Below are 25,755 nucleotides of genomic sequence, written 5' to 3'. Positions count from 1 at the left end.
GATGTGAATTGATAAATACCCCTTACATATTTGTATAAATTTCTTTTAATTGACAAAAATACAAATAAGAAGGGGTGATTTTTTTGAAAGAAAATATGCAAAGAGAAAAGAAGATAACTAATGGCAAGAATACTAAAATATTGACAAATGATGATATAATGAAATATGAGATAGCCTCAGAACTAGGTCTTATGGACAAAGTTGGAGAACGTGGATGGGCAGGTCTTACAGCTAAGGAAGCTGGAAGAATCGGAGGTATGCTTACATCACGCAAAAAGAGGCTGAAAAAGATTGTGGAGGGGCAGAATAAAAAGGATGAGTCAATATAGCGATTTTGCGTTTGTATACGATGAACTTATGAATGAAGTTGATTATGAAGGCTGGGTTAAATATATAGAAGATATAATAGATGGTGAAGGTGTAAAAGTAAAAAATATATTGGAATTGGCATGTGGTACAGGTAATCTTACAATTCCATTAACTAAAAAAGATTATGATATAGCTGGCATTGATATATCTGATGAGATGCTTAGTGTAGCAAGAGAAAAAGCAGAAAAAGAAGGCGTAGAATTGGTTTTACTTCAACAAGATATATCAGAACTAGATTTTGAAATATCTGATTTAGATTGTGTGCTTTGTGCTTGTGATGGATTCAACTATATAACCTATGATGATGATTTGGAAAATGTATTTTCAAAGACATATGAATTATTAAAAAAAGATGGAATATTTATATTTGATATAAGCTCATTTTATAAATTAGCCAATATATTAGGAAATAATATGTACGGTGAAAATAGAGAAGATATAGCCTATATGTGGCAAAATTACTTTGATGATGAAGAAAATCTAATTGAAATGGAGCTTACATTTTTTATTAAAGATGAATATGGAAAGTTTGAAAGATTTGAAGAAGTACATCAACAAAGGGCGTATACTGAAGATGAAATAGTTGATATGCTTAAAGAATCTGGGTTTAAATATATAAAATCTTATGGAGATTTTACTTTTGATGAACCTAATGAAGAAAGTCAAAGGATATTTTTTGTATGTAAAAAATAAGATATTTTTGTATGTAAAAAAATTTTGTATATATTTGTATATAGAAGATAAATATCATATAAAAATACAACAAATACAGGTTTATATATTAAAACAAATTGATGGTGTTTTATGAACTGTTACTTTTTGATTAAAAAATAGCTACGCACACTTGTGACTTTAGTCGTGAGTTAGTAGCTAAAATAGTCAGCATATAGGGAAACTTATATGTAGAGATAGGATAGAACCTATCTAATACTACTTGAATTGCTGGAAACCCCTAAAGCTAACCAAACTAAAACATAAGGATGAAATAAACCTAAGTGTGAAAGTTACGAAAGTAGAAAAAATTGGTTAGATGGTATAAGGTTAAACCCTAAGTACTTTAAAATGGGCAATCAGCAGGTAAGCTCCTAAGTAGGAGAAACTTCAACGACTATTCCTCTTGAGGGAAGTACACTACAAGCTATTGGTAGTGGAAGTGGGTAGACCTTAACGGATAATGCCGAAGGATAAGATATAGTCTGTGCTTGCATGAAAGTGTAAGAAGTTCATAAGAGAACTGCATAGGAAGTAGCGAACTTATGTGAACGACAACCTCAAAAATGATAAAAGTTAGGACTTACGGTTCTTACATATGTTATTTAAAAATAGATATAAAACCTTCGAAATAATTGTTTTAAATAATTACGTTTGTTAATATTATAATGGGTGATGAAAAATAGAAGTTATTCGGATATGTATATTAATAATCATAAAAAACAATTAAAGTGAGGTGATAGTAGTGGAAAAAGCCTATAAGTTTAGAATGTATCCAAATAAAAAACAGCAAGAGTTAATTAACAAAACTTTTGGATGTTGTAGATTTGTATATAATAAATATCTTGCTAAAAAAATAGAAGTTTATGAAAACGATAAAGAAACTTTTACTTATAAACAGTGTAGTTCTGATTTGACCAATTTAAAAAGAGAATTAAAGTGGCTTAAAGAACCTGATAAATTTTCACTACAAAACACCTTAAAAGATTTAGAAAACGCATATAAAAAATTCTTTAAAGAAAATGCAGGATTTCCTAAATTTAAATCAAAGAAAACTAATAGATTTTCATATAGAACTAACTTTACCAATGGAAATATTATGTACTTTAGTCAATATATAAAATTACCTAAACTTGGTATGGTTAAAGTAAGAGATAAACAAGTACCTCAAGGGAGAATACTTAATGCTACTGTATCCAAAGAACCAAGTGGTAAATATTATGTATCATTATGTTGTACTTATATAGATATTGAAGCATTTGAAAATACTAATAATCAGATAGGTTTAGATTTAGGAATTAAAGAGTTTTGTATCTCAAGTTGTGGAGAATTTATAGAAAATCCTAAGTATCTTCAGAAGTCATTAAATAAACTTGCTAAATTACAAAGAGAATTATCGAGAAAAACAATTGGTAGTTTAAATAGAAATAAAGCAAGGTTAAAAGTTGCAAGACTTCAAGAACATATAGCTAATCAAAGGAAGGATTTTCTACAAAAACTATCTACTAAATTAATACGAGAGAATGATATTATTTGCATAGAAGATTTACAAGTAAAGAATATGACTAGAAATCGTAAATTATCTCGCTTAATTTCTGATGTGTCATGGTCAGAATTTGTTTGTCAATTAGAATATAAGGCTAATTGGTATGGTAGACAAATTGTAAAGGTAGGTAAATTCTTTGCAAGTTCACAAATATGCAATAAATGTGGGTACAAAAACGAGGAAATTAAGGATTTAAATATAAGAGAATGGATTTGTCCTTGTTGTAATGAAACTCACGATAGAGATATAAATGCAAGTATAAATATATTAAAAGAAGGATTAAGACTAATAAGAGTTTAAAATAAATAACGTATGTAAGAACCGTAGGAACTACGGGGATAGCCTGTGGAGAATTGGTAAGACATATTTTAGTATGCAAAATTCTATGAAGCAGGAACCCTGTGACTTTAGTCATGGGAGGTTCAGAATTATAAAGTTTTATAGATTGAGAGTAAATCTAATATAGAAGAACTATTATCTAAGGTTAAAATAGGTAAGTATTTATATATTGGAATTAAAATAGCATATAGTGAAATTAGATAATTAACGAAATATGGAGGAATATAAATGAGAGATTATGTACTAAGAGCAACATCAGGAAATGGTCAAGTTAGAGCATTTGTTGCAACTACTAGAAACACCGTGGAAGAAGCTAGAAGATTACATGAAACTACAAAAGTAGCAACAGCAGCACTTGGAAGAACATTAACTGCAACATCTATAATGGGACTAATGATGAAAAATGATAGTGATAAATTGACTGTAATAATAAAAGGTGGAGGTCCAATTGGAACTATTATTGCAACAGCAGATTCTAAAGGTATGGTAAAAGGGTATGTAGGAAATCCACAAGTAGAAGTTGAAGACTATCCAAATGGTAAGTTAAATGTAGCAGCAGCAGTAGGTACAGAAGGTGTTGTAAAAGTTATTAAAGACTTAGGTCTTAGAGAGCCATATAATGGCACTTATCCATTGGTAAGTGGAGAGATTGCAGAAGACTTTACTTATTACTTTGCAGTATCAGAACAAACTCCATCAGTAGTAGCTTTAGGTGTACTTACAAAAGAAGAAGAAGTAGAGTTTGCGGGAGGATTTATAGTTCAATTGATGCCAGATGCAGAAGAAGAGACGATTGCTAAATTAGAGGAAAATGTAGCTAAATTACCTTCAGTAACGAATCTGTTAAAAGAAGGAAAATCACCAGAAGATATATTAAGTATTGTTTTAGATGGTTTAGAGCCTAAGATACTTGATACTTGTGAAGTTGGATTTATGTGTGAATGTTCAAAGGAAAGAGTGAAAACTGCTTTAGTTGCAATAGGTAAAAAATCATTAGCTGAAATAATAGAAGAAGACAAAAAAGCAGAAGTTGGTTGTCAATTCTGTAATAAGAAGTACATGTATAGTGAAGAAGAGTTACTTGAAGTTTTAAAAGAAATGTAGACTATGAAAATAGTCGTATTCATATAGTAATTAAAGTATAATTTATCTAAAATAGACATGTTCAGATTAAAAATAAGCTTAATAAATTTTAAGAATTAAGAAGCTTTCTAGCTGTAATATTTGCAATGTTACGGTTAGAAGGCTTTTTTATTTTATTATAGCTCGTGTCAAAGAGTGTATGAAACTATAAAATATTGTAAAATAATTTGTGTATTTCAACCTATCTGCCACAAAGGTTTATCATATATTTGAATTAATAAGAAGGAGAAAACTTTAAATATGGAAAATAAAACAAAGCACATAGGCATAAGTATATTAATATTATTAATGATATTTTTAATTGCGAAGAATTTTAATGGAAAACTTGAAATGCCTATTCCTAAGAGTAATAGCAGGAAGTTTAAGTCAGCAGCAGTATTTTACCCTCAACATCAAGATGATGAAGTCTTATGGGGTGGAAGTGCAATTGTAGATGCTATAAAACAGTGTGGTGTTAATAATGTATATGTTGTACTAGTATCAGATGGTTCTGGGGTTAACGTTTTTAAGGCAAATACCAAGTTTAGAAATCTGACTAGAAAGCAAAAAGAAGAGCTTAGAAATAATGAATTTAAATCTGCTTTGAAAGAACTTGGAGTGAAATCTCAAAATGTAATTATACTTGCAGATATAGATAAAAAAGAAGGAACACATTATGAGTTAATGAAGAAGACTATATTGGATTTTGAGCATAAATTTAAGGGTGATGTTACTCATATAGCTCATCATTATAAGTATGATGACCATATAATGCATAGAAAAAATGGAGAAGTTTTAAAGAAGCTTAAACGTGAGCGTAAGATAAAAGACGACTTGTATTTTATCAAGCCGAAATATGTAAAGTATATACCAAGAAATGAAAGAGCTATCTATAAAGCAGTGGATTTTAATGACTACAATAAAGTCAAGAGTGCATGTTATGAATATAAGGTTGTAAATTCAAAACGTAAAATGTATGGAATAGGATATATTTCAGCACATAGCTATTTTGAACATCTTTTAAATGACCCTGAGCTTACATCTGTGTTAAGTGAAGATTAATTGTTAATATTAACAGATGGAGATACTCTAGCATGGAGATTAAATAATATAAAAAATAAATATGTTTAAATAACATATAAAATGCCCCTAGAATTTAAATAATTAAATTCTAAGGGCATTTTTACTACATATTTTAGCACTTAAGAAATAATTTAGACTAGCTCATTTTTATAAGTAAATACACTTAATAAATTATTCTCTATATAGTAAAATTTTCTTGCATCTTTTTTAAAAATATTTCAGCAGCAGGTGAAAAAACTTGATACTTTTTCCATACAATATTTAAGCCTGATTCAAGATTTGGCTCTAAAGGTCTAAAGCAAAGGTTGCTATTCTCAGTTGTATTGACTAATTTATCAATAGTTATAGCATAGCCTACACCTTTTTCCACCATTATGGCTGCATTATATACAAGATTAAAAGTAGCGACAATGTTTAATTTATCAAAGTCTCTTCCAAACCATTCTGCAAATTCATTTTTTGATATTGTTTGGAGTATAGCTTGTCTTGAACAAATAAGAGGTACATCTAATAAATCTTTACGGCTAATAGTTTCTTTTGTAGCAAGTGGGCTATTTTTTTGCATAATTACTCCCCAAATATCTTTTACAGGCATGTTAATATAATCATACTTTGATATATCAGCAGGTTGAATTAAAATTCCAAAATCTAATAATCCTTTATCAAGCCTTTCAGTAACATCCTCTGAATTTCCACTATAAAGATGATAATGTATACTTGGATAATCTTCTTGTAAATTTTTTACAATATCAGCAATATATTTCATCGCATCTGTTTCCCCACTACCAATATAGACATCACCACAAATAGTTTCTTCCATTGATTTAAACTCTGATTCTGTTTTTTCAACCATTTCAATAATTTCTTCAGCTCTTTTTCTAAGAAGCATTCCTTCGTTTGTTAGTGTTACATTGTGGTTACTTCGAATAAAAAGTTTTTTACCCAATTCTTCTTCAAGTTCTTTAAGTTGTCTGGAAATTGTAGGCTGTGTAACATGTAAAAAATTTGCAGCTCTTGTGATACTTCCTTCTCTAGATACTGTAAGGAAATATTTTAAAACTCTAAGTTCCATATGTAAATCTCCTTTTTATCAATTTTCTTTATCATATAGTTATTAGAAATGCTTGTCAAGTATATCTGAATATAAGATATAAGTATTTGCTATAGACTAAAAATAGTATTAGAATTAATTAAGAAAAGGAGGTGTTATGTTGAGTGAAATAGCAAAGGAAAATATTACTGTAATTCGTAATCTTAAAGATGCAGGTTGCGACTCTAATATGATTGATAAGTTTTTACAATTAAAAAAAGATGGAAAAATCAAAGAGCAATTACGTTTATTGTCTTGTCAAAGAACTTCATTACTTCATAAAGTACACGAAAATCAAAAAAAGATAGATTGTCTTGATTTTCTAATTTTTAATATGATGCAGAAAAAATAAATTATTTTAAATTAGTTAACTACAAATTACAAATAAGAAGGGTGATAATATGAAAAATAATATACTGATAGCATACTTTTCCTATACAGGGAATACTAGAAAAATCGCTGAACAAATCCAAAATATAATTGGTGGAAATTTATTTGAAGTTGAACCAGAACAAGGTTATTCAAATGACTATAATGAATGTGAGACAAAAGCAAATAAAGAAGTTAAAGAAGGATATAGACCTAAATTAGCTGTGGAATGTAAAAATATTGATTACTACGATATAGTTTTTATTGGTACTCCAAATTGGTTTAACACTATGGCTCCTCCTGTTGCAACATTTTTATATGAAAATAATATGTCAGGTAAGACTATAATTCCATTTTGTACCAATGGCGGTGGTGGTCTAGGTCATGTTGTTTCAGATATACGTACATTTTGTAATGATTCAAATATTTTAAATCCACTTGAAATTTATGAAAGTGGTGGTAAAAATTCAGAATCTGAAATAATAAAATGGTTGGAAAAAAATGGTTTTAGAAGCTAGTTTAAATATTTTTATACTATAGAAAAGGATGTAAATAATTATGAATGAAGTTATAGGAGCACTGCTTTCACATCGCTCTATCCGTTCTTACTTAGACAAACCTATAAGTGAAGAACTTTTAGAGCAGATTATAAAAGCAGTACAATCAGCGCCAAATTGGGTTAATATTCAGCATGTATCAGTCATTGCTATTAAAAATATAAAACGTAGAGAAAGACTTGCATTACTTTGTGGTAATCAAAAGCACATTGAAGAAGCGCCTGTGTTTCTTGTATTTTGTGCTGATTATTATAGAACATATCTTGTATGTAAGGAAAAAAATCAGTCTATAGATAAAGTTATTAAAGATATTGATAATTTAATTGTAGGGTCTCATGAAGTTGGTATTGCTTTAGGTACAGCAGTTGTAGCGGCTGAATCGCTTGGGTTAGGAACTGTAGTAATTGGAGATGTACGTTTAAATGCTTTAGAAGTAATTAAAGAGTTAAATTTACCTAAATACGTTATTCCTATCTTAGGTTTATGTATTGGATATTCTGCTCAGAATCCTGATTTAAAACCACGTTTGCCTAAAAATGCAGTCTATTTTGAGGAAGTTTATAATCATGATTTACATGAGTTAATAAAAGAGTATGATGAAACCTATGCTAAATATTTAAAAGAGAGACCATACAATAATCGTATATCTAATTGGACAGAGCTTGTAACTGATTTTTACTGTTATCCTTATAACCATTATCCACAAATTTCTAAAACGCTAAGTAAACAAGGATTTGTTAATGATAAAAAATAAGATTTTAAAATAAATTTATTAAAATACAATGAATTGATTATTTTAAAATAGAATAAAAATTATAAAGGTGGATGAAAAAAATACTTATGACTAAACATAATAACCTGTTTATATTTATATTAACTTTTGGAGTATTTGCAATTTTAAATACTGAAATGGGAATTATAGGTATATTACCTATAATTGCTGATAATTTTAATGTTAGCATCTCTCAGGCAGGACTTCTTGTGAGTCTATTTGCCCTTGCTATTGCAATATCTGGACCAATTATGCCCTTATTATTCTCAGGAGTAAACCGCAAAAAGGCGATGCTATTTGTTCTTGGAATTTTTCTTTTAGCTAACATTTTATCAGTGTTTACTTCAAGTTTTACAGTCTTATTAATTGCTCGTGTAATATGTGGTTTTTTACAACCAATATACTGCTCACTTGCATTTTCAACAGCTTCTGCATCAGTAAGTGAAGAAGAAGCGCCAAAAGCTGTTGCTAGGGTAATGGTTGGAGTATCAGCAGGTATGGTAATTGGTGTACCAGTAGCCAATTTTATTGCTAACACAGTTTCATTAGGAGTGGCTATGTCATTCTTTGCTATAGTAAATGCTATAGCATTTGTAATTACATTAATATTTGTGCCATCTATGCCTGTAGAAAAAAGACTTTCTTATGGAGCTCAATTAAGTGTATTAAAAAAACCGATTGTTTGGTTTTCTATTATGGCTGTAATTTTAATAAATGGCTCAATCTTTGGAGTGTATAGTTATTTTGCTGAGTATCTTAAAAGTGTAACAAATTTGCCTGAAAAGATAATTAGTGTAATGTTATTGATATATGGTATGGCAAATATTATTGGAAATCTTATAGCAGGAAAATCACTTAGCAAGAATCCTATAAGACTTATAAAATATTTTATTTTTTCAATGGTAGTAGTATACATAGTATTATTCTTATTAGGTCAGTTTAGCTTACCAATGATGTTAATTACTTTGGCATGGGGAGTATTAGCTGGTATAGCTGCTAATATTAATCAATACTGGATTGCATCTGTAGCATCAGAAGCTGCTGATTTTGCTAATGGATTATATTTAACTGCATCCAATCTAGGAATAACAACTGCTACAGCTGTATGTGGATTATTTATATCGGGATTAGGGACAAAATATGTTGTATTAGGTGGATTGATGTTCTTAATATTAGGTATAGTTTCAGTTTTATTAAGAGAAAGTTTAAAGACGATATTATCAAAAAATAGTAGTGAAATTTGATTTTACACATATATGAAATATAGTATCTTATTTATGATTTTAGAATTATAGATAAGATACTTTTTTTGTAATTAATACAATTATATAAAGTTTTTAACTTAAGAACTTTACATAATTTAGTATCTATATAATTATGATATTTATATAAAATAGATTCAATAGTGTTTATATAAAATAAATGTATTTTCTATAAATATTAAGCCCTCCAGTATACTACCAGATAAAATTTACATGCTATAATTTGACCTGTATTTACAAGAAAAAGTAATTTAATAGAAATAGTATCTTACTTATTTATAGCTATTACTATGATTTACTCTAAAGAATCTAAATAGAAACAATGTAGGAGGTAAAATATGAATAATGAATTTATAATTTTAAAAGGGTGCAAAGAGAACAATTTAAAAAATGTATCTTTAAAAATACCTAAAAGAAAAATAACTATATTCACAGGTGTATCAGGTTCCGGAAAATCATCTATTGTATTCGAGACAATTGCAAAAGAATCCCAACGCCAGTTAAATGAAAGATTTAGCACTTTTATAAGAGGTTTTTTACCTAAGTATGGAGAAGTTAAAGCTGATTGTATAGAGAATCTATCAACCCCAATTATTGTAGACCAAAGTAGACTTGGTGGCAATTCAAGGTCAACTCTAGGGACTATTACAGATGTAAACTCATTTTTAAGAACCTTATATTCAAGATTTGGAAGTGAACGTATAGGTAATGCTAACATGTTTTCTTTTAACAATGTCTATGGTATGTGTCCAGACTGCCATGGACTTGGAAAAAAGCTAATGCCTAATATGAATAATATTCTTGACACGAATAAATCACTAAATGAAGGTGCCATATTGCTTTCAGGATTTGGAGTGGGTTCTTGGCACTGGAATATATTTGCTGAATCAAGATACTTTGACCTTGATAAAAAAATCTGTGATTATTCAGAAAAAGAGTTAGAAAAATTCTTATATGGTGAAGCAGAAAAGATTAAAGGAGAAAATGCTGGTCAAACTAATATGACATATGAAGGATTGTTGATTAAGTTTAATCGTCTATATTTAAGTAAAGAAGGAGAAATCTCTGAAGCTACGAAGAAAAAAATGAGTAAACTTCTTATAGAAGACAAATGCCCTGTTTGTAATGGAAGGAGACTTCATGAAAGGGTGTACAAGTCTTTAATTAATGGCTATAACATAGCAGATTTAACTAGTATGCAAATTGATGAATTAGTTGAAATTATTAAAAATATAGATGAACCAGAAGCCCAACCTATACTTAAGGGAATAATAGAAAAATTAAATAGTATAATAGATATAGGTCTTGGGTATTTAAGTTTAGATAGAGAGACATCTTCTCTATCAGGAGGTGAATCTCAGCGTATAAAGATGGTTAAATATCTGAATAGTAATCTTGTAGATTTAATGTATATATTTGATGAACCAAGTGTAGGTCTTCATCCTAAAGATGTATATAAATTAAATAAACTTTTAAAACAATTACGTGATAAAGGAAATACAATTATAGTTGTTGAACATGACCCAGATGTCATTAAGATTGCAGACCATATTGTAGATGTAGGTCCAAAAGCTGGTAAGTATGGTGGAGAAGTTGTGTATGAAGGAAGTTATGAAAATTTACTTACAAGTGGGACAGTGACAGCAAATGCTTTAAGTAAATCTCTTACTATCAAAGAAAATGTAAGAGAAGCTAGAGGATATTTAGAAATTAAAAATTGTAATAAAAATAACTTGAAAAATATATCTATTAAAATACCTAAGGGTGTATTTACTTTAGTTACTGGAGTAGCAGGAGCAGGTAAAAGTACCTTAATTAAGGATGAATTCTTAAAGCAAAATCCTAATGCTGTGCTTATAGACCAAAGCCCTGTGTCAGCAAATTCAAGGTCAAGTTTAGCAACATACAGTGGCATTATGAACAATATAAGAAGTATATTTTCAAAAACAAATGGAGTGAATTCTTCTTTATTTAGCTCAAATTCAGAAGGAGCTTGTGATAATTGTAAAGGGTCTGGAATAGTAGAGATGAATCTTGCCTTTATGGATAGTATAAAGAGCGTTTGTAATATTTGTGAAGGGAAAAAATTTAAAAAAGAAGTTTTAGAATATAAGTTTCAAGGGAAGAATATAATAGAAGTTCTTGAAATGTCTGTATCAGATGCGATTGAATTTTTTAGTCTAAAGCAGATTAAAACAAAATTACAATGTATTGAAAAAATGGGCATAGGATACCTTACTTTAGGGCAAACTCTTGATACCTTATCTGGTGGAGAATGTCAAAGGTTAAAGCTTGCTAGCGAATTAAACAAGGAAAGTTCAGTGTATATATTGGATGAGCCTACAACAGGACTTCATATGGCTGATATTGAAAATTTTGTAACTATAATTGAAGAAATTGTAGATAATGGAAATACGGTTATAATAATTGAACATAATATAGATGTAATTAAAAGAGCTGACTGGATTATTGATATGGGTCCTGAAGGTGGAACAAAAGGTGGAAAAGTAATATTTCAAGGAACTCCAAATCAATTGTGCAATAATAGAGTATCATTAACAGCAAAGTATATAGTATAATAAATAAAATATAATTAATATATGATATATTAATAAGTATAATGGGTATATAAAATGATACTTAAACTTAACAGTAGTAAATAATATGAGAAATATTCAAATTTAATTAAATATAGTGTCAGAAATTCGTTTAAATATCAAGATTTTAACGATTCTGGCATTTTTTCTTATTTTTATAGATAATATATAAGAAAATATTCTTTAATAGTTACTTTTTTGTGCCTACTTGCAAGTTTAATATTATAACCTTAACATGTAATTTATGGAATAATTTGTTGATGTATTAAAATGAGTACTATTACTAAATTAAAATTTAAATCTTGTTAAGTAAAACTCATAAAAAGGAGTGAGATAAATGATAAATGCTATTTTGACATTATTATCTGAGAGAAGTGATTTTTTTATAAAATTATCTATAGAGCATTTGACTATTTCTATTATTTCTATAATAATCGCAATAGTTTTAGGTGGTATAATTGGTATAATTGTAAGCGAATTTCATAGTTCATCTAAACCCATATTGGGAACTATTAATTTTCTATATACCATTCCGTCTATTTCTATGCTAGGATTTTTAATACCATTTTCTGGAATTGGAAATACTACTGCTGTTATTGCTCTTACTATCTATGCATTATTGCCTATGGTTAGAAATACATATACTGGAATTACTAATGTAGATAAAAATATTCTTGAAGCGGCTAGAGGGATGGGAAGTACAGATTTTCAGATACTATATAAAATAAAGCTTCCACTAGCTTTACCAGTTATTATGTCTGGTATTAGAAACATGGTCATTATGACAATTGCATTAGCTGGTATTGCTTCGTTTATAGGTGCTGGAGGATTAGGTGTAGCCATATATAGAGGAATCACGACAAATAATACAGTAATGACAATTACTGGAAGTATACTTATCGCTTTGTTAGCTTTAGTATTTGATTTTATTTTAGGATTAGTAGAGAGATTTTTTCAAATAAAAAGAAAAAAGAAAAATAAAAGAAAAGTTTTTGCCATTCTAGGAAGTTTTATTCTCATAGTAGCTATCTTTACATCATATTTCTTTAATTCTTCGAAGACTCAAACTATTCATATTGCTACAAAACCTATGACTGAACAATATATCCTTGGTGAGATGTTGGATATTTTAATTGAAAAGAATACTGGTTTAAAAGTAGAAATTACACAAGGTGTAGGTGGAGGAACGTCTAATATTCAGCCAGCTATGGAAAATGGAGAATTCGATATTTATCCAGAATATACAGGGACAGGTTGGAATATGGTACTTAAGAAAAATGAATTATATACTGAAGATATGTTTAGTGAATTACAATCGGAATACAAAAATAAACTTAAAATGCAATGGACTGGTATGTATGGTTTTTCTAATAGCTATGCGTTGGCAGTCAGAAAAGAAGTTGCAGAAAAATATAACTTAAAAAATATCTCGGATTTAAAGGATGCATCTTCTAAATTAACATTTGGAGCAGAATATGATTTTTATGAGAGAGAGGATGGATATACTCCATTGTGTAATACATATGGATTAAACTTTAAAAACACAGTTGACTTAGATATTGGATTAAAATATCAAGCTATCAATGAGGGCAAAATTGATGTAATGCCTATATTTACAACTGATGGTCAGTACAGTGTTTCAGACGTTGTAGTTTTAAAGGATGATAAAAACTTCTATCCATCTTATCAATGTGGAAATGTTGTTCGTTCAGAAGTATTAGAGGAACATCCAGAGTTATCAAAAGTATTTAAAATGGTTGAAAATACTTTGACTGACAAGGAAATGGCTAAAATGAATTATGATGTAGAAAACAACAATTTAGAGCCTAGAGAAGTTGCACATGAGTTTTTGAGTAAAAAAGGTCTTTTATAATTGGAGGAAATATAATGACACCTATTATACAATTTAAAAATATTGAAAAACAATATGATGATAAAACTATCATAAATAATCTTAATTTAGATATAGAAAAAGGAGAATTTTTAACTGTTATTGGTTCATCTGGTTCTGGTAAAACAACACTTTTAAAAATGATTAATGGTTTGATTTTGCCAGATGGTGGGAATATCTTGATAAATCAAACAGATATTAAAAATGAGGACTTAATTAAGTTAAGAAGAAAAATAGGGTATTGCGTACAGGGAAGTGTTCTTTTTCCCCATATGACTGTTGAAGAAAACATTTCATATGTACCAAATCTTCTCAATAAAAAAAATAAATCAGAAGTGAAAAATGCTGTAGACAAGTGGATGGGGATAGTGGGATTACCGAATGATATGAAAGTCCGCTATCCATCAGAATTATCGGGTGGGCAACAACAGCGTGTAGGTATTGCAAGAGCTTTAGCTTCTTCTCCAGAGATTTTACTGATGGATGAACCTTTTGGTGCTGTCGATGAGATTACAAGAAAGCAATTACAAAAAGAGATAAAAGAAATTCATAAAAAAACAGGAGTTACGATTATATTTATTACACATGATATTTATGAAGCTTTGATTTTAGGTACAAAAACTTTGGTATTAAATCATGGGGTTATTCAACAGTATGATACTCCAAAGAATATTTTAAATTCTCCTGCTAATCAATTTGTAGACCAATTATTGAATATAAGAAAATCTATAATAGAGGATGAGGATTTAAAGGAATAGATTAAAAAATAAATCTAAATTAAAAATTAAATTATTATAGTAAAAGCTATTGCCTTAGAGTTAACTTCAAGTTGTATACTTGAAGTGTAAAAAAGTTAGATTAAGGCATAGGGGGAATTAGAAATGAGTAGAGAAAAAGATTTAGGTGTAGGAGCAGTTTTTCCTATTGGTGAGGAAAATAAAGCATTTGCACAGTATTTTACAGGAGAATGTTATTTAAATATGCTTAGCACGAATGGAGTAGCAATTGGCAATGTAACATTTGCACCTTCTACAATAAATTCATGGCATATACACCATAAGGGAGGGCAAATTTTACTTGTAACTGGAGGTAGAGGATATTATCAAGAATTTGGAAAGCCAGCTCAGGAATTGCATGCAGGTGATGTAGTAAATATACCACCAGATATAAAGCACTGGCATGGAGCTGCACATGATAGTTGGTTTCAGCATTTAGCTATAGAGGTGCCTGCTGAGGGTGCTTTCAATGAATGGCTAGAACCTGTATCTGATGAAGATTATAGTAAACTTAAATAAAAAGCTAATAAGTTGTAAGCGTAGTTAACAGATAAGTCTATAAAACTTTGGAAATAAGGAATGTTACAAGTATGTTTCTATAAGAGTTGAAACATTAAAAGAGTTGAAATATTAAATCTTATAAATAGTAATAGATATTTAAATTAAAAAAATAAAGATGTAATGTATAGGCACTTCAAGTTGAAGTGCCTTTTATATGTAAGAAAATAAACCAAAACATTAGCAAAGAATGTGAAAAATAAACTAAAACAATATGTTATCTTTAAGATAGGAGGTGTTCTACATGGATAATAATTTAATTACTATTGAAAAAGCTTTGGATTATATAGAGATACATCTTTTAGATGAAATGTTGGATTTAGATGCCATTGCTAAAGAAACAGGTTATTCAAAGTACCATTTACATAGAATGTTTACATCAGTTGTAGGTTTTACTGTTCATAATTATATACAAAGACGTAGATTGACTGAAGCAGCAAGAATGCTTATTTTTACAGAAAGGCCAATTATTGAAATTGCTTTAATTTCAGGTTATGACACACAACGCTCTTTTTCACATAGATTTAAAAAAATGTTTAAATATAGTCCAAATTTTTTTAGAAAACATAAAGACTTTTTACCAATACAATTAAAATTTGATATTAATAATCGGAAAAAATTACGTGGAGATATGATTTTAGACATTAAAAAAGTCGATTGCACAGAGATAAATATTGTTGGCTATTCTGGTAAAGTAAAAAGGGGATTTCATATTATTGGAAGGTGTTGGAGAAGTTTACATAAAAATAAACAATTGATAGAAAACAGAGTAGATTTAGATTTCTTAATTGGAGTCAATGATTATAGTGACTTTAAAGAAGTTGAAAATACACCTATGTTTACATATATTGCAGGAGCACAAGTATCTTGTTTTGGTAAATTAGCTAATGGAATGGAAAAATTTACACTTCCAAAAAGTAATTATATTGTCTTTATGTTTATTGGAAGAAATGAAGATAGTATGCAAAATGTTGTAGAATATATCTATCAAGAATGGTTTCCTAATTCAAGTTGTCAATTAAATGAAAATAATTTATGTGATTTTGTAAAATATGGAGAAAATGTTAATGGTAGTGGTTTGAGCGAAATTCAGTTTTGGGTTCCAATTCTTTAAAAAAAGTAGCAATATGTAGTAATATAAAGTAGAGAAATTCATATAAAAATAGTTTTATAACTCTAATATGTTAATAAGGAATTTATAAACAGTAGAAAAAATTACTTTATTATAAGGTTATGATAAAATAGAATTAAATAATATATATTTTATTTTATAAAGGGTGAGGTGTTCTAATACGAATGAATCCAGAAAATGAATTACTTAGAAATCTAGATAAATTACATACAACAGAATTAGGTGTGGTAAGAATTAAGAAAAACCTTTCTTTAGAGATAAATGATGTAGTGAACTGGTGTAAAACTAAAATAGAATCTCCAAATGCTATTATCAATAGAAAGGGAAAGAACTGGTATATAAGTGTAGATAATTGTATTATAACAGTAAATGCTTATAGCTACACAATCATTACAGCTCATAAAGAAAAGAATTGCAACATATAGAAATTAGGAGTATTTTATGCTATCTATTGTGTAGTAAATATGAATATCATGAAAACCATCAAGATGAATGGCTTTGCTGTACTTGACGGTTTTTTTGATATTGTTATATCATTCTATTTTTTTATTTCTTTAGTATATCACTCTTAGTTAAACCATTTGATTTAGCTTGAGGATTCCACTGATAATTACCCAGAAGTTTATATAGAAATCTAGGGAAATTAGGTGAAATGAAAATATTATTTTTACGAGAATTATCAATGTTCATATTGTCATTAAGCATATTTCTTGATAATTCTTTTAGTGTAATACCTAATTTTTTTTTGGGACCTTTATCCAAAGGCACAGATTCCAGTGAACCAAACATCTCTCCAGCGCCAATTCCAATACCTTGAACCCATGTGAAATTGACCTTTTTACACCAATGCTCTATCATTTGAATTGCCAAATGATTATGTTTGCCTTCATAGAATCCACAATTAACTATTGCATACACTGGGATAGGCTTTTTATTTTGTGTCTTTAAAAATTTTTCGCATTCCTCTAGAAAATGAACCAAATGAGATGGAATGCCATCCACATAAAGAGGAAATGCAATTACCAATCTATCACAGTTAAGTATAGCATTAAAAGCATCAGGGTATTTAGAAGTGTTATCTATTTTAAATGTAAAAATTTTATTGTCTTTTTTAATAAGTTTTTCTATTTCAGATAAAAAATACTGTGAATTATTTTTATTTACTTTTGGACTACCATTTATCATCGCTATATTCATATAGATTCACCTCTTATATCTTGTATATTTTCATAAAAACAAACAGAGTGTTCTTTCATATTAAAATTTATGGAATTTCCATGTACTAATTTGGTAGCAGTGTCTTTTTCAGCTTCTGTAATATGATTTCCATAAAATATAGCTTTTAAATTTATTTGTTTGCTATATCTACTTTTATGACGCATCATATTATCTTTCATTACAAAGTATGGGAGGATATAGCTAATACTTTTATCAATTATGTTTTTTACAAAAGGGCTGAACCCTCCATAACAACATCTACTTATTATAATAAGTTCATCAGAGTCATTTATAAGTTTACTCATATTACTATAATAATCTTTTATAACACATTCAGTAGGAGTTTTAATCCAGCAACTAAAACAACCAATACATTTGTGAATTTCTTTTGTGTTTGGAAGTAATTTTATATTTTCATTAAGCCTAGGTGATAGTTTATCTAATTCTTCCTCAGTTAAATCATGTATTAAAAGTCTCATAAGTTTCATCTCCCTTTATTATGTATATTTATTTTAAAAAATTATATCTTACAAATTTTTTAGTAAATCTTTACACCAATTAATTACAAAACTATAATAGTCAACTCCATAAATCATTGTGGAATACATGTATTTGTATTCTTCAATACAATGATTTTTTTCTGCATCAATTTTTTGTTTATTTAGTTTATCTGAGAGTAATTCAACCTCAGCTATAAATAGTTTTAAGTTTGTTTCAATTACTTCTTTAGGTAGATACTTATAAAAGAATATATTAACAAGATGGTCTTGCTTTGTTTTAGAAAATTTTATCGGTTTTTTTAGCCATTCAAGAAAGTATTCTTTACCTGCATCAGTTATAGAGTATAGTTTTTTTAATTTGCTACCATCTATAGCTTCACGACAGTAGATATATCCCTTTGTTTCTAATCTTTTAAGTGCTGGATAGATACTGCCAAAGCTAGCATCAAAAAAGTATGATGTACTATGTGACATCCATTGCTTTAAGTCGTACCCACTCAATTCTTCTTCCATTAAGAATCCTAAAATAATGTATTCTAACATATTGCCTCCTAATATCATTTAGATATATATCGTTTCGATATAAATATTATTACAGATAATAAATATTGTGTCAATATGATTTTTAAAATAAACTTAAAAGGAATTAGGAATTAGGAATTAGGAATTAGGAATTAGGAATTAGGAATTAGGAATTAGGAATTAGGAATTAGGAATTAGGAATTAGGAATTAGGAATTAGGAATTAGAAAATATTTATGTAAATAGATTAATATAAAAGGTAATTAAACATTAGTGAAAAATTAAAGATAGTTAAATTAAAGTAATGGTCTAATATATGAAATTTATAGTGACTTTATAATTTAAATATAAACTTAGGTGCTATTGACAAAGAATAAAATTAGCAGTAAAATGATTGCATGAGCAAATAGATTATTGCGTACGCAAAAAACGGTGAATAATAAATAAGGAGAGAATATGAGAGAGCTATTAAAATGGGTTTCCATTATAAATAGATATAATACAAATTATATTGACAGGAAATTGGCGGATATTGGAATCAATAATAGCCAATATTTTTATGTGTTACACATATGTAATAATCCAGGCATTACACAAGATACTATATTTAAAAAAATCCTTGTGAATCCTAGTAATATAACAAGAGCTTTGGCAAATTTAGAAAAAGAAGGATTCATCACTAGAAAACCAAGTGTAAAGGATAAAAGAACATGGCATTTATACCCTACAGAGAAATCTTTAGAATGTTATGATGAAATATTAAAAATAACAAATGGATATGTAGAAGAATTGTTGAGTTCGTTTGAGAAAGAAGAGAAAGAGTTATTTATATCAATGTTAGAAAAGGTTGCCTTTCTAGCTATTGATATGAATGAAGAAGCAAAATTGGAGGCGAAGGAAATTGGAAGAAAACTATAAAGAACCATTGGAATATGATAAAGTTTCAAAATTATTAACTAAGTATGCAATTCCTAGTATTATAGCAATGTTAGTAAGTGCATTATATAACATTGTTGACCAAATATTTATTGGGCAAGGTGTTGGGGTATTAGGTAACGCTGCTACAAATGTTGCTTTCCCATTAACTACAATATGTACAGCAATTGCCTTGTTATTAGGTATTGGAGGAGCATCTAAATGCTCATTGGAATTAGGGGCTAAAAACTCAGAAAAGGCTACAAAAGCAGCAGGAAATTCTATTTGTTTGATGGCTATTTTTGGAATAAGTTTGTTTGTAATAGTATCAGTATTTTTGACACCACTATTAAAATTCTTTGGTTCTACATCAGAAATACTACCTTATGCACACACATACACAAAAATTACATCAATCGGATTACCATTTCTTATAATGTCCACTGGAATGAGTAAGTTGATACTTGCAGATGGAAGACCAAAAGCTTCTATGTTTTGTATGTTAGTAGGAGCAGTCATCAATACAATCTTAAATCCACTATTCATATTTGTTTTTAATATGGGGATTGCTGGCTCTGCTTTAGCAACTGTCATTGGGCAACTTATATCTTTTGGAATCAGTGTTTATTATATAAAGAATTTTCAACATATCAAATTACATAAGAAAAGTTTTAAATTAGAGAGTATAATTTATAAACATATATTTGCACTAGGTTCAAGTTCATGTTTTAATCAATTAGCAATGACTGTAACACAGATAGTTATGAACAATACATTGGCATATTATGGAGCTAGGTCAGTTTATGGAAGTGAGATTCCACTTGCTTGTGTTGGTATTATTATTAAAGTAAATATGATTTTTATATCTATAATTATAGGTATAGCACAAGGTATGCAACCTATTATAGGATACAATTATGGGGCTGAAAAGTATAATCGTGTAAAAGAAGCATATAAGTTAGCAGTAGGAAGTGCAACTGTTATAGCTAGTATTGCATTCTTATGCTTCCAAATATTCCCACGACAAATTACATCTATATTTGGTAATGGAAATGAGACTTATTTTATATTTGCAGAACATTATTTTAGAACTTTCTTATTTTTAACATTTATAAATGGTGTTCAAATAATATCATCAACTTTCTTTACATCAATTGGGAAATCAGTACTTGGACTTTTTACTTCTTTGACTCGTCAGATTTTATTCTTAATTCCATTAATAGTGATTTTACCAATGTTTATGGGAATTGATGGAGTAATGTTTGCAGGGCCAATAGCAGATGCCGCGGCAGCAATTGTATGTATATACTTTGCACTTCATGAAATGAAGTCATTGACTATAAAGCAAAATAAGGTGATTGGTAATCACAAAGAGGTTATGGAGGTATAATATACTTTCTAAGAAATATATTAAATATATTAAATTAATTTTTATTAATTAACACTAAAATAATATTCATGTGTAACCTTAGGTGCATTTTCAGGAGCTACAGTTAGATTGTAGAGTGTAGATACTCTGCCTTGCTTGAGAAGGTTGTTTAAAAAACAATCAAATTTTCATAATAGCTCAAGAAAATGCACTATTTAAAATGTTTATTTTGTTTTGTGTACAATTTTAGAAATAATTACTCTAATCAAATCTAAGATTATGCCATAAATAAGAAAAGAAAGTATAGATGCTATGTACCAATAAATCGAAATTGACCCCATAATCGTTCTACATGGTATTTGCATACCTGAATCCATAAAAACAAGAAAACTATCAGTGCGAGAAATAATAGATAAGATAGGATTTAAGCTTATTAGAACAATACTCTTTGAATCTTGACCAATTTGATGCATATAAATCTCAAATAATGCTATTAAAAGAAACCAAAATGTAAAAGATTTAACTATTTTTTTCATTAAAATACCTCGCCTAATATAAATTCTTTTAGTCTTATTTACTCAATATAATTATTTATCTCCACTCAGTTACATCGCTTAATTGTAACCTAGGTCTCATTGATGGTTCTTCATCAGGATAACCTAAAGATATTGCTGCTACTAATTGGCTGTCTGTATCTAACCACTCACATAATTCACGATATGCAAAATATACATCACAAATCCAAAGACTACCTAGACCTAATTCTACAGCCTCAAGTGACATGTTTTGAATTGCAGCTCCAATTGATTGTATATTTGCCATTTCATAAAAGCGTTCTTCAGCAGATAAGCTTTCTAAAGGTGATTTACCTAATATGTTTAAAATAAAGATTGTTACTGGAGCTTGTTCCATAATTTTAACTGTGTAATTTGCACCAGCGATATGTTGACGACTTTCTGGAAGAAGTCCATTGTCGTCAATTTCATTTTGAATACCTTTACTCATAGCTTTGAGCATAGATTCTTTTTCCTTCTCAGTGACAACAACAAAACGCCATGGTTGTCTGTTTTTAGATGAAGGTGCATTTATTCCAGCTTCAATTATTTTTTCTATAGTTTCATGTGAAATACTTTGTTTTTTATATTTTCTAATACTACGTCTTTTTGATATAGAATCACTTATCATCTTAAGTAACCTCCGTTTATTTTTTTGAAAATTCATTTGAGTTTTAGTTTCTATTTTTAATTATTTTAGCACTAATCATAAAAAAAGTCATTGATTTTAGTATTTGGTTATATTTAATATTGTATTAATGACTATATGTAAGAATCCAATATAAAAATTCAATATTGTTTTGTTTAGATATTAAAAAGAATATTTTAAAGGATTTTGCTTAAAAAATATCTACGTATACTTATGACTTTAGTCATGGGAGGTTCAGTAAATGTTATATATGAAAAGGTTGGATACTTATAAATATTTCGAATAAAATATGATAAATATGACAATTTGTATATTTACATTAGGAAATTTATATACTATAATTATTTAAAACCAAGTATGAACACTGAAATTATTTAAAGCTAAATATAAATACTGAAGAGGTGATGTAGTGAAATTAGATATGGATAGTATGATATATATACTAATTTATATGACATTATTGATATCTATCGTTGGTAGTATAATTTATTTTTGTAAAGACCTCTTAAATCATAGAATTACATATGTTTTAATAAGAAACATATTTGTAAATAGAATTACATATTCTGAAGAAAGATTGCCTAAACAGTATATCGTTTTTCAAAAGTATGATATTTGGAGGTATTGTAGTTTATTTTAATTTGAAATGAATCTGTTATAATCCTAAAAACTAAAAATAAAAGGAGAGAATAAAATGGATTTCATTTCAAGTATATTACAAGGATTACTAAGTATATTATTTAACTTTACAGGAGATTTTGGAATTTCTATTATACTTATAACTTTAATAGTTAAGTTAGTACTAATGCCACTATCATTAAAACAAAGGTTTTCTGTAAAAAAACAGCAAGAATTAGCAGAAAAAATGGAACATATAAAAGAAAAGTATAAGAATGATACTAAAGAATTGGAAAAGCAAATACAAGTAAATTCTGTAGAAAGCATGAAGAGTATGCTTGGATGCCTTATAATTTTGGTGCAAATGCCAGTAGTATATGCGTTATATCATGTATGTCTAGATATGACAAAGGAATTTACAACAATTATAATTCCATGGATTGCTAATTTAGGTACGTTTGATAACTTATTTATACTGCCTTGTATATATACATTAATTATGTTAGCTTCAAATTTGGTGAATTATATACCGTATTTTAAGGTGAATTCTCAAGTAAAGTTTAACAAGCAAATGGCTATAGTGACTACTATAATGAGTCTTATATTGACTGTTAGAACTCCAGTAGCTATAGGTCTGTACTTTATAACAAGTGCAATTTATTCATTAATTGAAGATATTTGTTTTAGAATATATTTTAATCGAAAAAATAGAATAGTAATAAAGTAATATATTTATTATTCTAGAAATATTTTAGCCTGCTAACATGAGATATAGTTAGCAGGCTATTTTTATCAATAATACTATAATAATACTATTAAAAATAGTTGCAAAATAAATAAATTGATATAGATTAAAATAAAATCTATAAAAAAGAAGATAGATTTACATAACTGCTGATGATGAAGTTAAATCACTTACAATATTAAAAAACAGTCATATAGATTTAAAATAATTAGATATCATGATTTTATATTTAAAATGAATTCTCAGCATGTAGAGTTTCACGTGAAATGGCTAAGATACTTATTATTAAGGCAGTATATAATTTTAGTTGAGCATTGTATAGTATGATTCATTTTAGTATATATTATTTAGATTCTTTTGACTTAAATATCCCTTGCTTATAAAACTGTTTTGAGTAGGGAATAGAAAAGGCAAAAAATAAGAGTATAATACCTGCTATTATGATTAAATTATTAATAGATATTATATCTGCCATTGGTCCGAAAATCATCATACCAAGAGGTATGAAGCCAGTATATATAATAATAGGTAAACCAAGCACTCGACCTTGCATTTGTGGTTCTACATGTTCTTGTAACATAGTCATAGCTGATGCTTGAATAATTGGAATTGAAAAATTGGTAAAAAACATAAATATAAAAAATTGCCATGCCTGTGTTACAAAACCTAAAATAATTGAAAAAACAGCATAAGATAATATTGCTAAGAAAAAAGTCTTGTTTCTGTTTTTAAAGCCACCAAATATTCCTATAATCAATCCACCTAAAACCATACCCAAAAATCCAATCATTTCAATAATGGACAGATAGATATAACCTCTACCAAATGTACGTTCAATCAACAGTCCTATAAGGAATCCTGATGGAACACAAAGAAACATAAAAGCTCCATAACTAAAAAGTATCTTTCTAATGAATTTATCTGAAAAGCAGTACTTTATTCCTGACACCATATCCGTAAAAAATGATGCTTTTTCAACTTGTTTTGGTATGTTATGCTTAGGAATCTTGATAAATATCAACAATACAATAGCAATAATTGCAGTGAATACATCGATTAAAAGAACTTGATTTATTTGGTTACCAAAGCTAAGTATTGCTGCAGCTACAATAGGAACTATAAATTGTACTATAGATTGTAGACTACCATTTATGCCATTAAAACGCATTAAGTGTTCTTCTGGTACAAGTTGAGGAATCATTGCATTTACAGCAGGTGTCTGCACACCACTTCCTAGAGAACGTATAACAGATACTATTGCTATGGCTATCAATTCATTTTTTGTTCCAGTTGATGACATCATAAATATGATTAGAACTAATGTAGAGATGGCAATTATTGCATCTGATACAATTATGAGTACTTTTCTATTGTAGTAGTCTGCCCATACACCAGCAAAAAAAGAAATTATCATTTGAGGTATAAAGGAACATACAGTTAGAACTGTTACCCATATACCTGATGATGTTTGAAGTGTGACATACCATATTAGAGCCATCTGTACAAGTGATGAGCCAAATAAAGAAATATATTGACTTGCTAGAAATGTGATTACTTTTTTCTTCCATGTAGAGTGAGTATTTTTGTTTTCCATTCTATTCCTCCTTTGATTTGTGTGTTGAATTTTTCTCGTTCTTAAGGATAACACACAAATCAAAGTCTGGAGTTAGAGTGTAGGGTTAAGAAAATTGTTTTTTCATAATTTGAAGATGGGACTTCATAGTTTTTGCATTATGCTCAGCTTCTTTTAACGAAGTTATCAATTTGTCACATACTGAAATAATTTCATCGTCATCTTTTGGAGTGTCAATGACAACTTTGATATTAGTATCAGGATTACAAGACAAAGCATTTAACATTCGTAAAATAGCTGAAAGAGAATAGTTTGCTAAACGAAGTGAACTGATAATTTTAAGTCTCTTTATATCTTCATCAGTATATACACGATAACCATTCTGTTTTCTTTTTACTTTTAGCAAACCATTCATTTCCCAGTTTCTTAGAGTATCTATTGTAACATTTAAGTATTCTGCAGTTTCTTTTCTAGTTAAAAATAGTTTATTTGTTTCCTGAGAATTTCCATTTAAAATCTGAGTGACAATAGTGAGTGCTTCTTCAGCATTAGATTTTTCTATTTCTAATTGTTGCAAGTAGTGATTTACAAGACAAATAGCCTTGTCAAAATCTCTATTTGCTGATGTTTTAATAATCTCAAGAGCATTTTTTCTCAATCCTCTTTGTAGAACTTCAATTTTTAAGGCTGTACGAGCAAATCTAAATTGTTCTATATGAAAATCATTAAAGATACGATAACCATTTGTATTACGCTTGGGTCTAGGTATTAAGTTGAGTTCCTCATATAAACGCACAGTATTAGGATGTACACCAATTAATTCTGCTACCTCTGATGTTGTGTAAGTCTCCATTAGTATTCATCTCCTTTTATGTATATAGTATCAATCATAATATCACTAAACCAAAGTCTGGTGTTA

At 28.5% G+C, this 25,755-nt stretch carries 27 protein-coding genes; 19 read left to right on the top strand and 8 right to left on the bottom strand.

The genetic code is table 11. The features are described 5' to 3' along the window. Positions 1-83: 83 nt before the first annotated feature. The 5 genes from ACTG44_RS17965 to ACTG44_RS17945 all read left to right on the top strand — a co-directional run bounded on the left by ACTG44_RS17965 (position 84) and on the right by ACTG44_RS17945 (position 5,149). On the top strand, positions 84-329 hold the full coding sequence (locus ACTG44_RS17965; RefSeq protein ID WP_021386217.1) for an alpha/beta-type small acid-soluble spore protein: 246 nt from the start codon (positions 84-86) through the stop codon (positions 327-329). Continuing rightward, the gene (locus ACTG44_RS17960) at positions 316-1,062 is read left to right on the top strand and encodes a class I SAM-dependent DNA methyltransferase (RefSeq protein ID WP_479920986.1); all 747 of its coding nucleotides are present in this window, start codon (positions 316-318) and stop codon (positions 1,060-1,062) included. Before ACTG44_RS17965 ends, ACTG44_RS17960 begins: the two co-directional genes overlap by 14 nt. 754 nt (positions 1,063-1,816) lie before the next feature. Continuing rightward, the gene (gene tnpB, locus ACTG44_RS17955; RefSeq protein ID WP_479920985.1) at positions 1,817-2,926 is read left to right on the top strand and encodes an IS200/IS605 family element RNA-guided endonuclease TnpB; all 1,110 of its coding nucleotides are present in this window, start codon (positions 1,817-1,819) and stop codon (positions 2,924-2,926) included. Between the two features lie 267 nt (positions 2,927-3,193). Continuing rightward, positions 3,194-4,069 (top strand): Hsp33 family molecular chaperone HslO, encoded by an 876-nt coding sequence (gene hslO, locus ACTG44_RS17950; protein ID WP_021386186.1) that lies wholly within the window; start codon positions 3,194-3,196, stop codon positions 4,067-4,069. A 279-nt stretch (positions 4,070-4,348) separates the two neighbouring features. After that, the gene (locus ACTG44_RS17945; RefSeq protein WP_479920984.1) at positions 4,349-5,149 is read left to right on the top strand and encodes a PIG-L family deacetylase; all 801 of its coding nucleotides are present in this window, start codon (positions 4,349-4,351) and stop codon (positions 5,147-5,149) included. 199 nt (positions 5,150-5,348) lie between these two features. Here ACTG44_RS17945 and ACTG44_RS17940 read toward each other — a convergent pair whose 3' ends face one another. Beyond that, complete coding sequence (locus ACTG44_RS17940) at positions 5,349-6,242, bottom strand: LysR family transcriptional regulator (RefSeq protein WP_479920983.1); 894 nt, start codon at positions 6,240-6,242, stop codon at positions 5,349-5,351. A 136-nt stretch (positions 6,243-6,378) separates the two neighbouring features. Here ACTG44_RS17940 and ACTG44_RS17935 point away from each other — a divergent pair, with 136 nt between their 5' ends. The 10 genes from ACTG44_RS17935 to ACTG44_RS17890 all read left to right on the top strand — a co-directional run bounded on the left by ACTG44_RS17935 (position 6,379) and on the right by ACTG44_RS17890 (position 16,599). Then, the gene (locus ACTG44_RS17935) at positions 6,379-6,612 is read left to right on the top strand and encodes a hypothetical protein (protein WP_021386144.1); all 234 of its coding nucleotides are present in this window, start codon (positions 6,379-6,381) and stop codon (positions 6,610-6,612) included. Positions 6,613-6,661: 49 nt separating this feature from the next. After that, positions 6,662-7,147 (top strand): flavodoxin, encoded by a 486-nt coding sequence (locus ACTG44_RS17930; protein WP_021386138.1) that lies wholly within the window; start codon positions 6,662-6,664, stop codon positions 7,145-7,147. Positions 7,148-7,187: 40 nt separating this feature from the next. Beyond that, the gene (locus ACTG44_RS17925; RefSeq protein WP_479920982.1) at positions 7,188-7,940 is read left to right on the top strand and encodes an NADPH-dependent oxidoreductase; all 753 of its coding nucleotides are present in this window, start codon (positions 7,188-7,190) and stop codon (positions 7,938-7,940) included. Between the two features lie 71 nt (positions 7,941-8,011). Further along, the gene (locus ACTG44_RS17920; protein ID WP_479920981.1) at positions 8,012-9,202 is read left to right on the top strand and encodes an MFS transporter; all 1,191 of its coding nucleotides are present in this window, start codon (positions 8,012-8,014) and stop codon (positions 9,200-9,202) included. A 356-nt stretch (positions 9,203-9,558) separates the two neighbouring features. After that, positions 9,559-11,799 carry an ATP-binding cassette domain-containing protein gene (locus ACTG44_RS17915; protein WP_479920980.1) on the top strand — a complete coding sequence of 747 codons (2,241 nt, stop codon included), beginning with the start codon at positions 9,559-9,561 and terminating at the stop codon, positions 11,797-11,799. Positions 11,800-12,154: 355 nt separating this feature from the next. Continuing rightward, on the top strand, positions 12,155-13,690 hold the full coding sequence (locus ACTG44_RS17910; protein ID WP_479920979.1) for an ABC transporter permease/substrate-binding protein: 1,536 nt from the start codon (positions 12,155-12,157) through the stop codon (positions 13,688-13,690). A gap of 14 nt (positions 13,691-13,704) precedes the next feature. After that, positions 13,705-14,466, top strand: a complete 762-nt coding sequence (locus ACTG44_RS17905) for an ATP-binding cassette domain-containing protein (RefSeq protein WP_021386159.1) — start codon at positions 13,705-13,707, stop codon at positions 14,464-14,466. Between the two features lie 123 nt (positions 14,467-14,589). After that, entirely contained in the window at positions 14,590-15,003 is a 414-nt protein-coding gene (locus tag ACTG44_RS17900; RefSeq protein ID WP_479917581.1) for a cupin domain-containing protein, read from the top strand. Positions 15,004-15,286: 283 nt separating this feature from the next. Continuing rightward, positions 15,287-16,156, top strand: coding sequence for an AraC family transcriptional regulator (locus tag ACTG44_RS17895; protein WP_479920978.1), 870 nt, complete (start codon positions 15,287-15,289; stop codon positions 16,154-16,156). 182 nt (positions 16,157-16,338) lie between these two features. Then, complete coding sequence (locus tag ACTG44_RS17890; protein ID WP_479920977.1) at positions 16,339-16,599, top strand: DUF3781 domain-containing protein; 261 nt, start codon at positions 16,339-16,341, stop codon at positions 16,597-16,599. Positions 16,600-16,720: 121 nt separating this feature from the next. Here ACTG44_RS17890 and ACTG44_RS17885 read toward each other — a convergent pair whose 3' ends face one another. Genes ACTG44_RS17885 through ACTG44_RS17875 form a run of 3 tightly spaced genes read right to left on the bottom strand, consistent with a single transcriptional unit; the run spans position 16,721 to position 18,435 of the window. Then, positions 16,721-17,371, bottom strand: coding sequence for a flavodoxin family protein (locus tag ACTG44_RS17885; protein ID WP_479920976.1), 651 nt, complete (start codon positions 17,369-17,371; stop codon positions 16,721-16,723). Next, complete coding sequence (locus ACTG44_RS17880; RefSeq protein WP_479920975.1) at positions 17,368-17,871, bottom strand: flavodoxin family protein; 504 nt, start codon at positions 17,869-17,871, stop codon at positions 17,368-17,370. Before ACTG44_RS17880 ends, ACTG44_RS17885 begins: the two co-directional genes overlap by 4 nt. 48 nt (positions 17,872-17,919) lie before the next feature. Further along, positions 17,920-18,435, bottom strand: coding sequence for a PadR family transcriptional regulator (locus tag ACTG44_RS17875; RefSeq protein ID WP_479920974.1), 516 nt, complete (start codon positions 18,433-18,435; stop codon positions 17,920-17,922). Positions 18,436-18,869: 434 nt separating this feature from the next. Here ACTG44_RS17875 and ACTG44_RS17870 point away from each other — a divergent pair, with 434 nt between their 5' ends. Together ACTG44_RS17870 and ACTG44_RS17865 are read left to right on the top strand one after the other, a co-directional pair. Beyond that, positions 18,870-19,331 carry a MarR family winged helix-turn-helix transcriptional regulator gene (locus ACTG44_RS17870; protein ID WP_021386141.1) on the top strand — a complete coding sequence of 154 codons (462 nt, stop codon included), beginning with the start codon at positions 18,870-18,872 and terminating at the stop codon, positions 19,329-19,331. Beyond that, the gene (locus tag ACTG44_RS17865; protein ID WP_021386151.1) at positions 19,315-20,718 is read left to right on the top strand and encodes an MATE family efflux transporter; all 1,404 of its coding nucleotides are present in this window, start codon (positions 19,315-19,317) and stop codon (positions 20,716-20,718) included. The genes ACTG44_RS17870 and ACTG44_RS17865 overlap by 17 nt, the downstream gene beginning before the upstream one ends. Positions 20,719-20,921: 203 nt before the next feature. Here the strand turns inward: ACTG44_RS17865 and ACTG44_RS17860 are convergent, their stop codons facing one another. Together ACTG44_RS17860 and ACTG44_RS17855 are read right to left on the bottom strand one after the other, a co-directional pair. Beyond that, positions 20,922-21,233 carry a hypothetical protein gene (locus ACTG44_RS17860; RefSeq protein ID WP_044213971.1) on the bottom strand — a complete coding sequence of 104 codons (312 nt, stop codon included), beginning with the start codon at positions 21,231-21,233 and terminating at the stop codon, positions 20,922-20,924. 55 nt (positions 21,234-21,288) lie between these two features. Then, complete coding sequence (locus ACTG44_RS17855) at positions 21,289-21,882, bottom strand: nitroreductase family protein (RefSeq protein ID WP_021386147.1); 594 nt, start codon at positions 21,880-21,882, stop codon at positions 21,289-21,291. Positions 21,883-22,309: 427 nt separating this feature from the next. Between ACTG44_RS17855 and ACTG44_RS17850 the strand changes: the two genes are divergently transcribed. Further along, positions 22,310-22,540: a hypothetical protein gene (locus ACTG44_RS17850; protein WP_044213970.1), complete on the top strand. Its 231-nt coding sequence runs from the start codon at positions 22,310-22,312 to the stop codon at positions 22,538-22,540. Between the two features lie 54 nt (positions 22,541-22,594). Beyond that, the gene (locus tag ACTG44_RS17845) at positions 22,595-23,245 is read left to right on the top strand and encodes a YidC/Oxa1 family membrane protein insertase (RefSeq protein ID WP_021386143.1); all 651 of its coding nucleotides are present in this window, start codon (positions 22,595-22,597) and stop codon (positions 23,243-23,245) included. Between the two features lie 361 nt (positions 23,246-23,606). Here the strand turns inward: ACTG44_RS17845 and ACTG44_RS17840 are convergent, their stop codons facing one another. Further along, entirely contained in the window at positions 23,607-24,857 is a 1,251-nt protein-coding gene (locus tag ACTG44_RS17840; protein ID WP_479920973.1) for an MFS transporter, read from the bottom strand. Between the two features lie 85 nt (positions 24,858-24,942). Beyond that, entirely contained in the window at positions 24,943-25,689 is a 747-nt protein-coding gene (locus ACTG44_RS17835; protein ID WP_479920972.1) for a MerR family transcriptional regulator, read from the bottom strand. Between the last annotated feature and the right edge of the window lie 66 nt (positions 25,690-25,755).

It is taken from the genome of Clostridioides sp. LIBA-2809 (assembly GCF_056688965.1).
The sequence above is the reverse complement of the archived record's forward strand: the minus strand, read 5'-3'. Positions and strand labels throughout refer to the sequence as shown.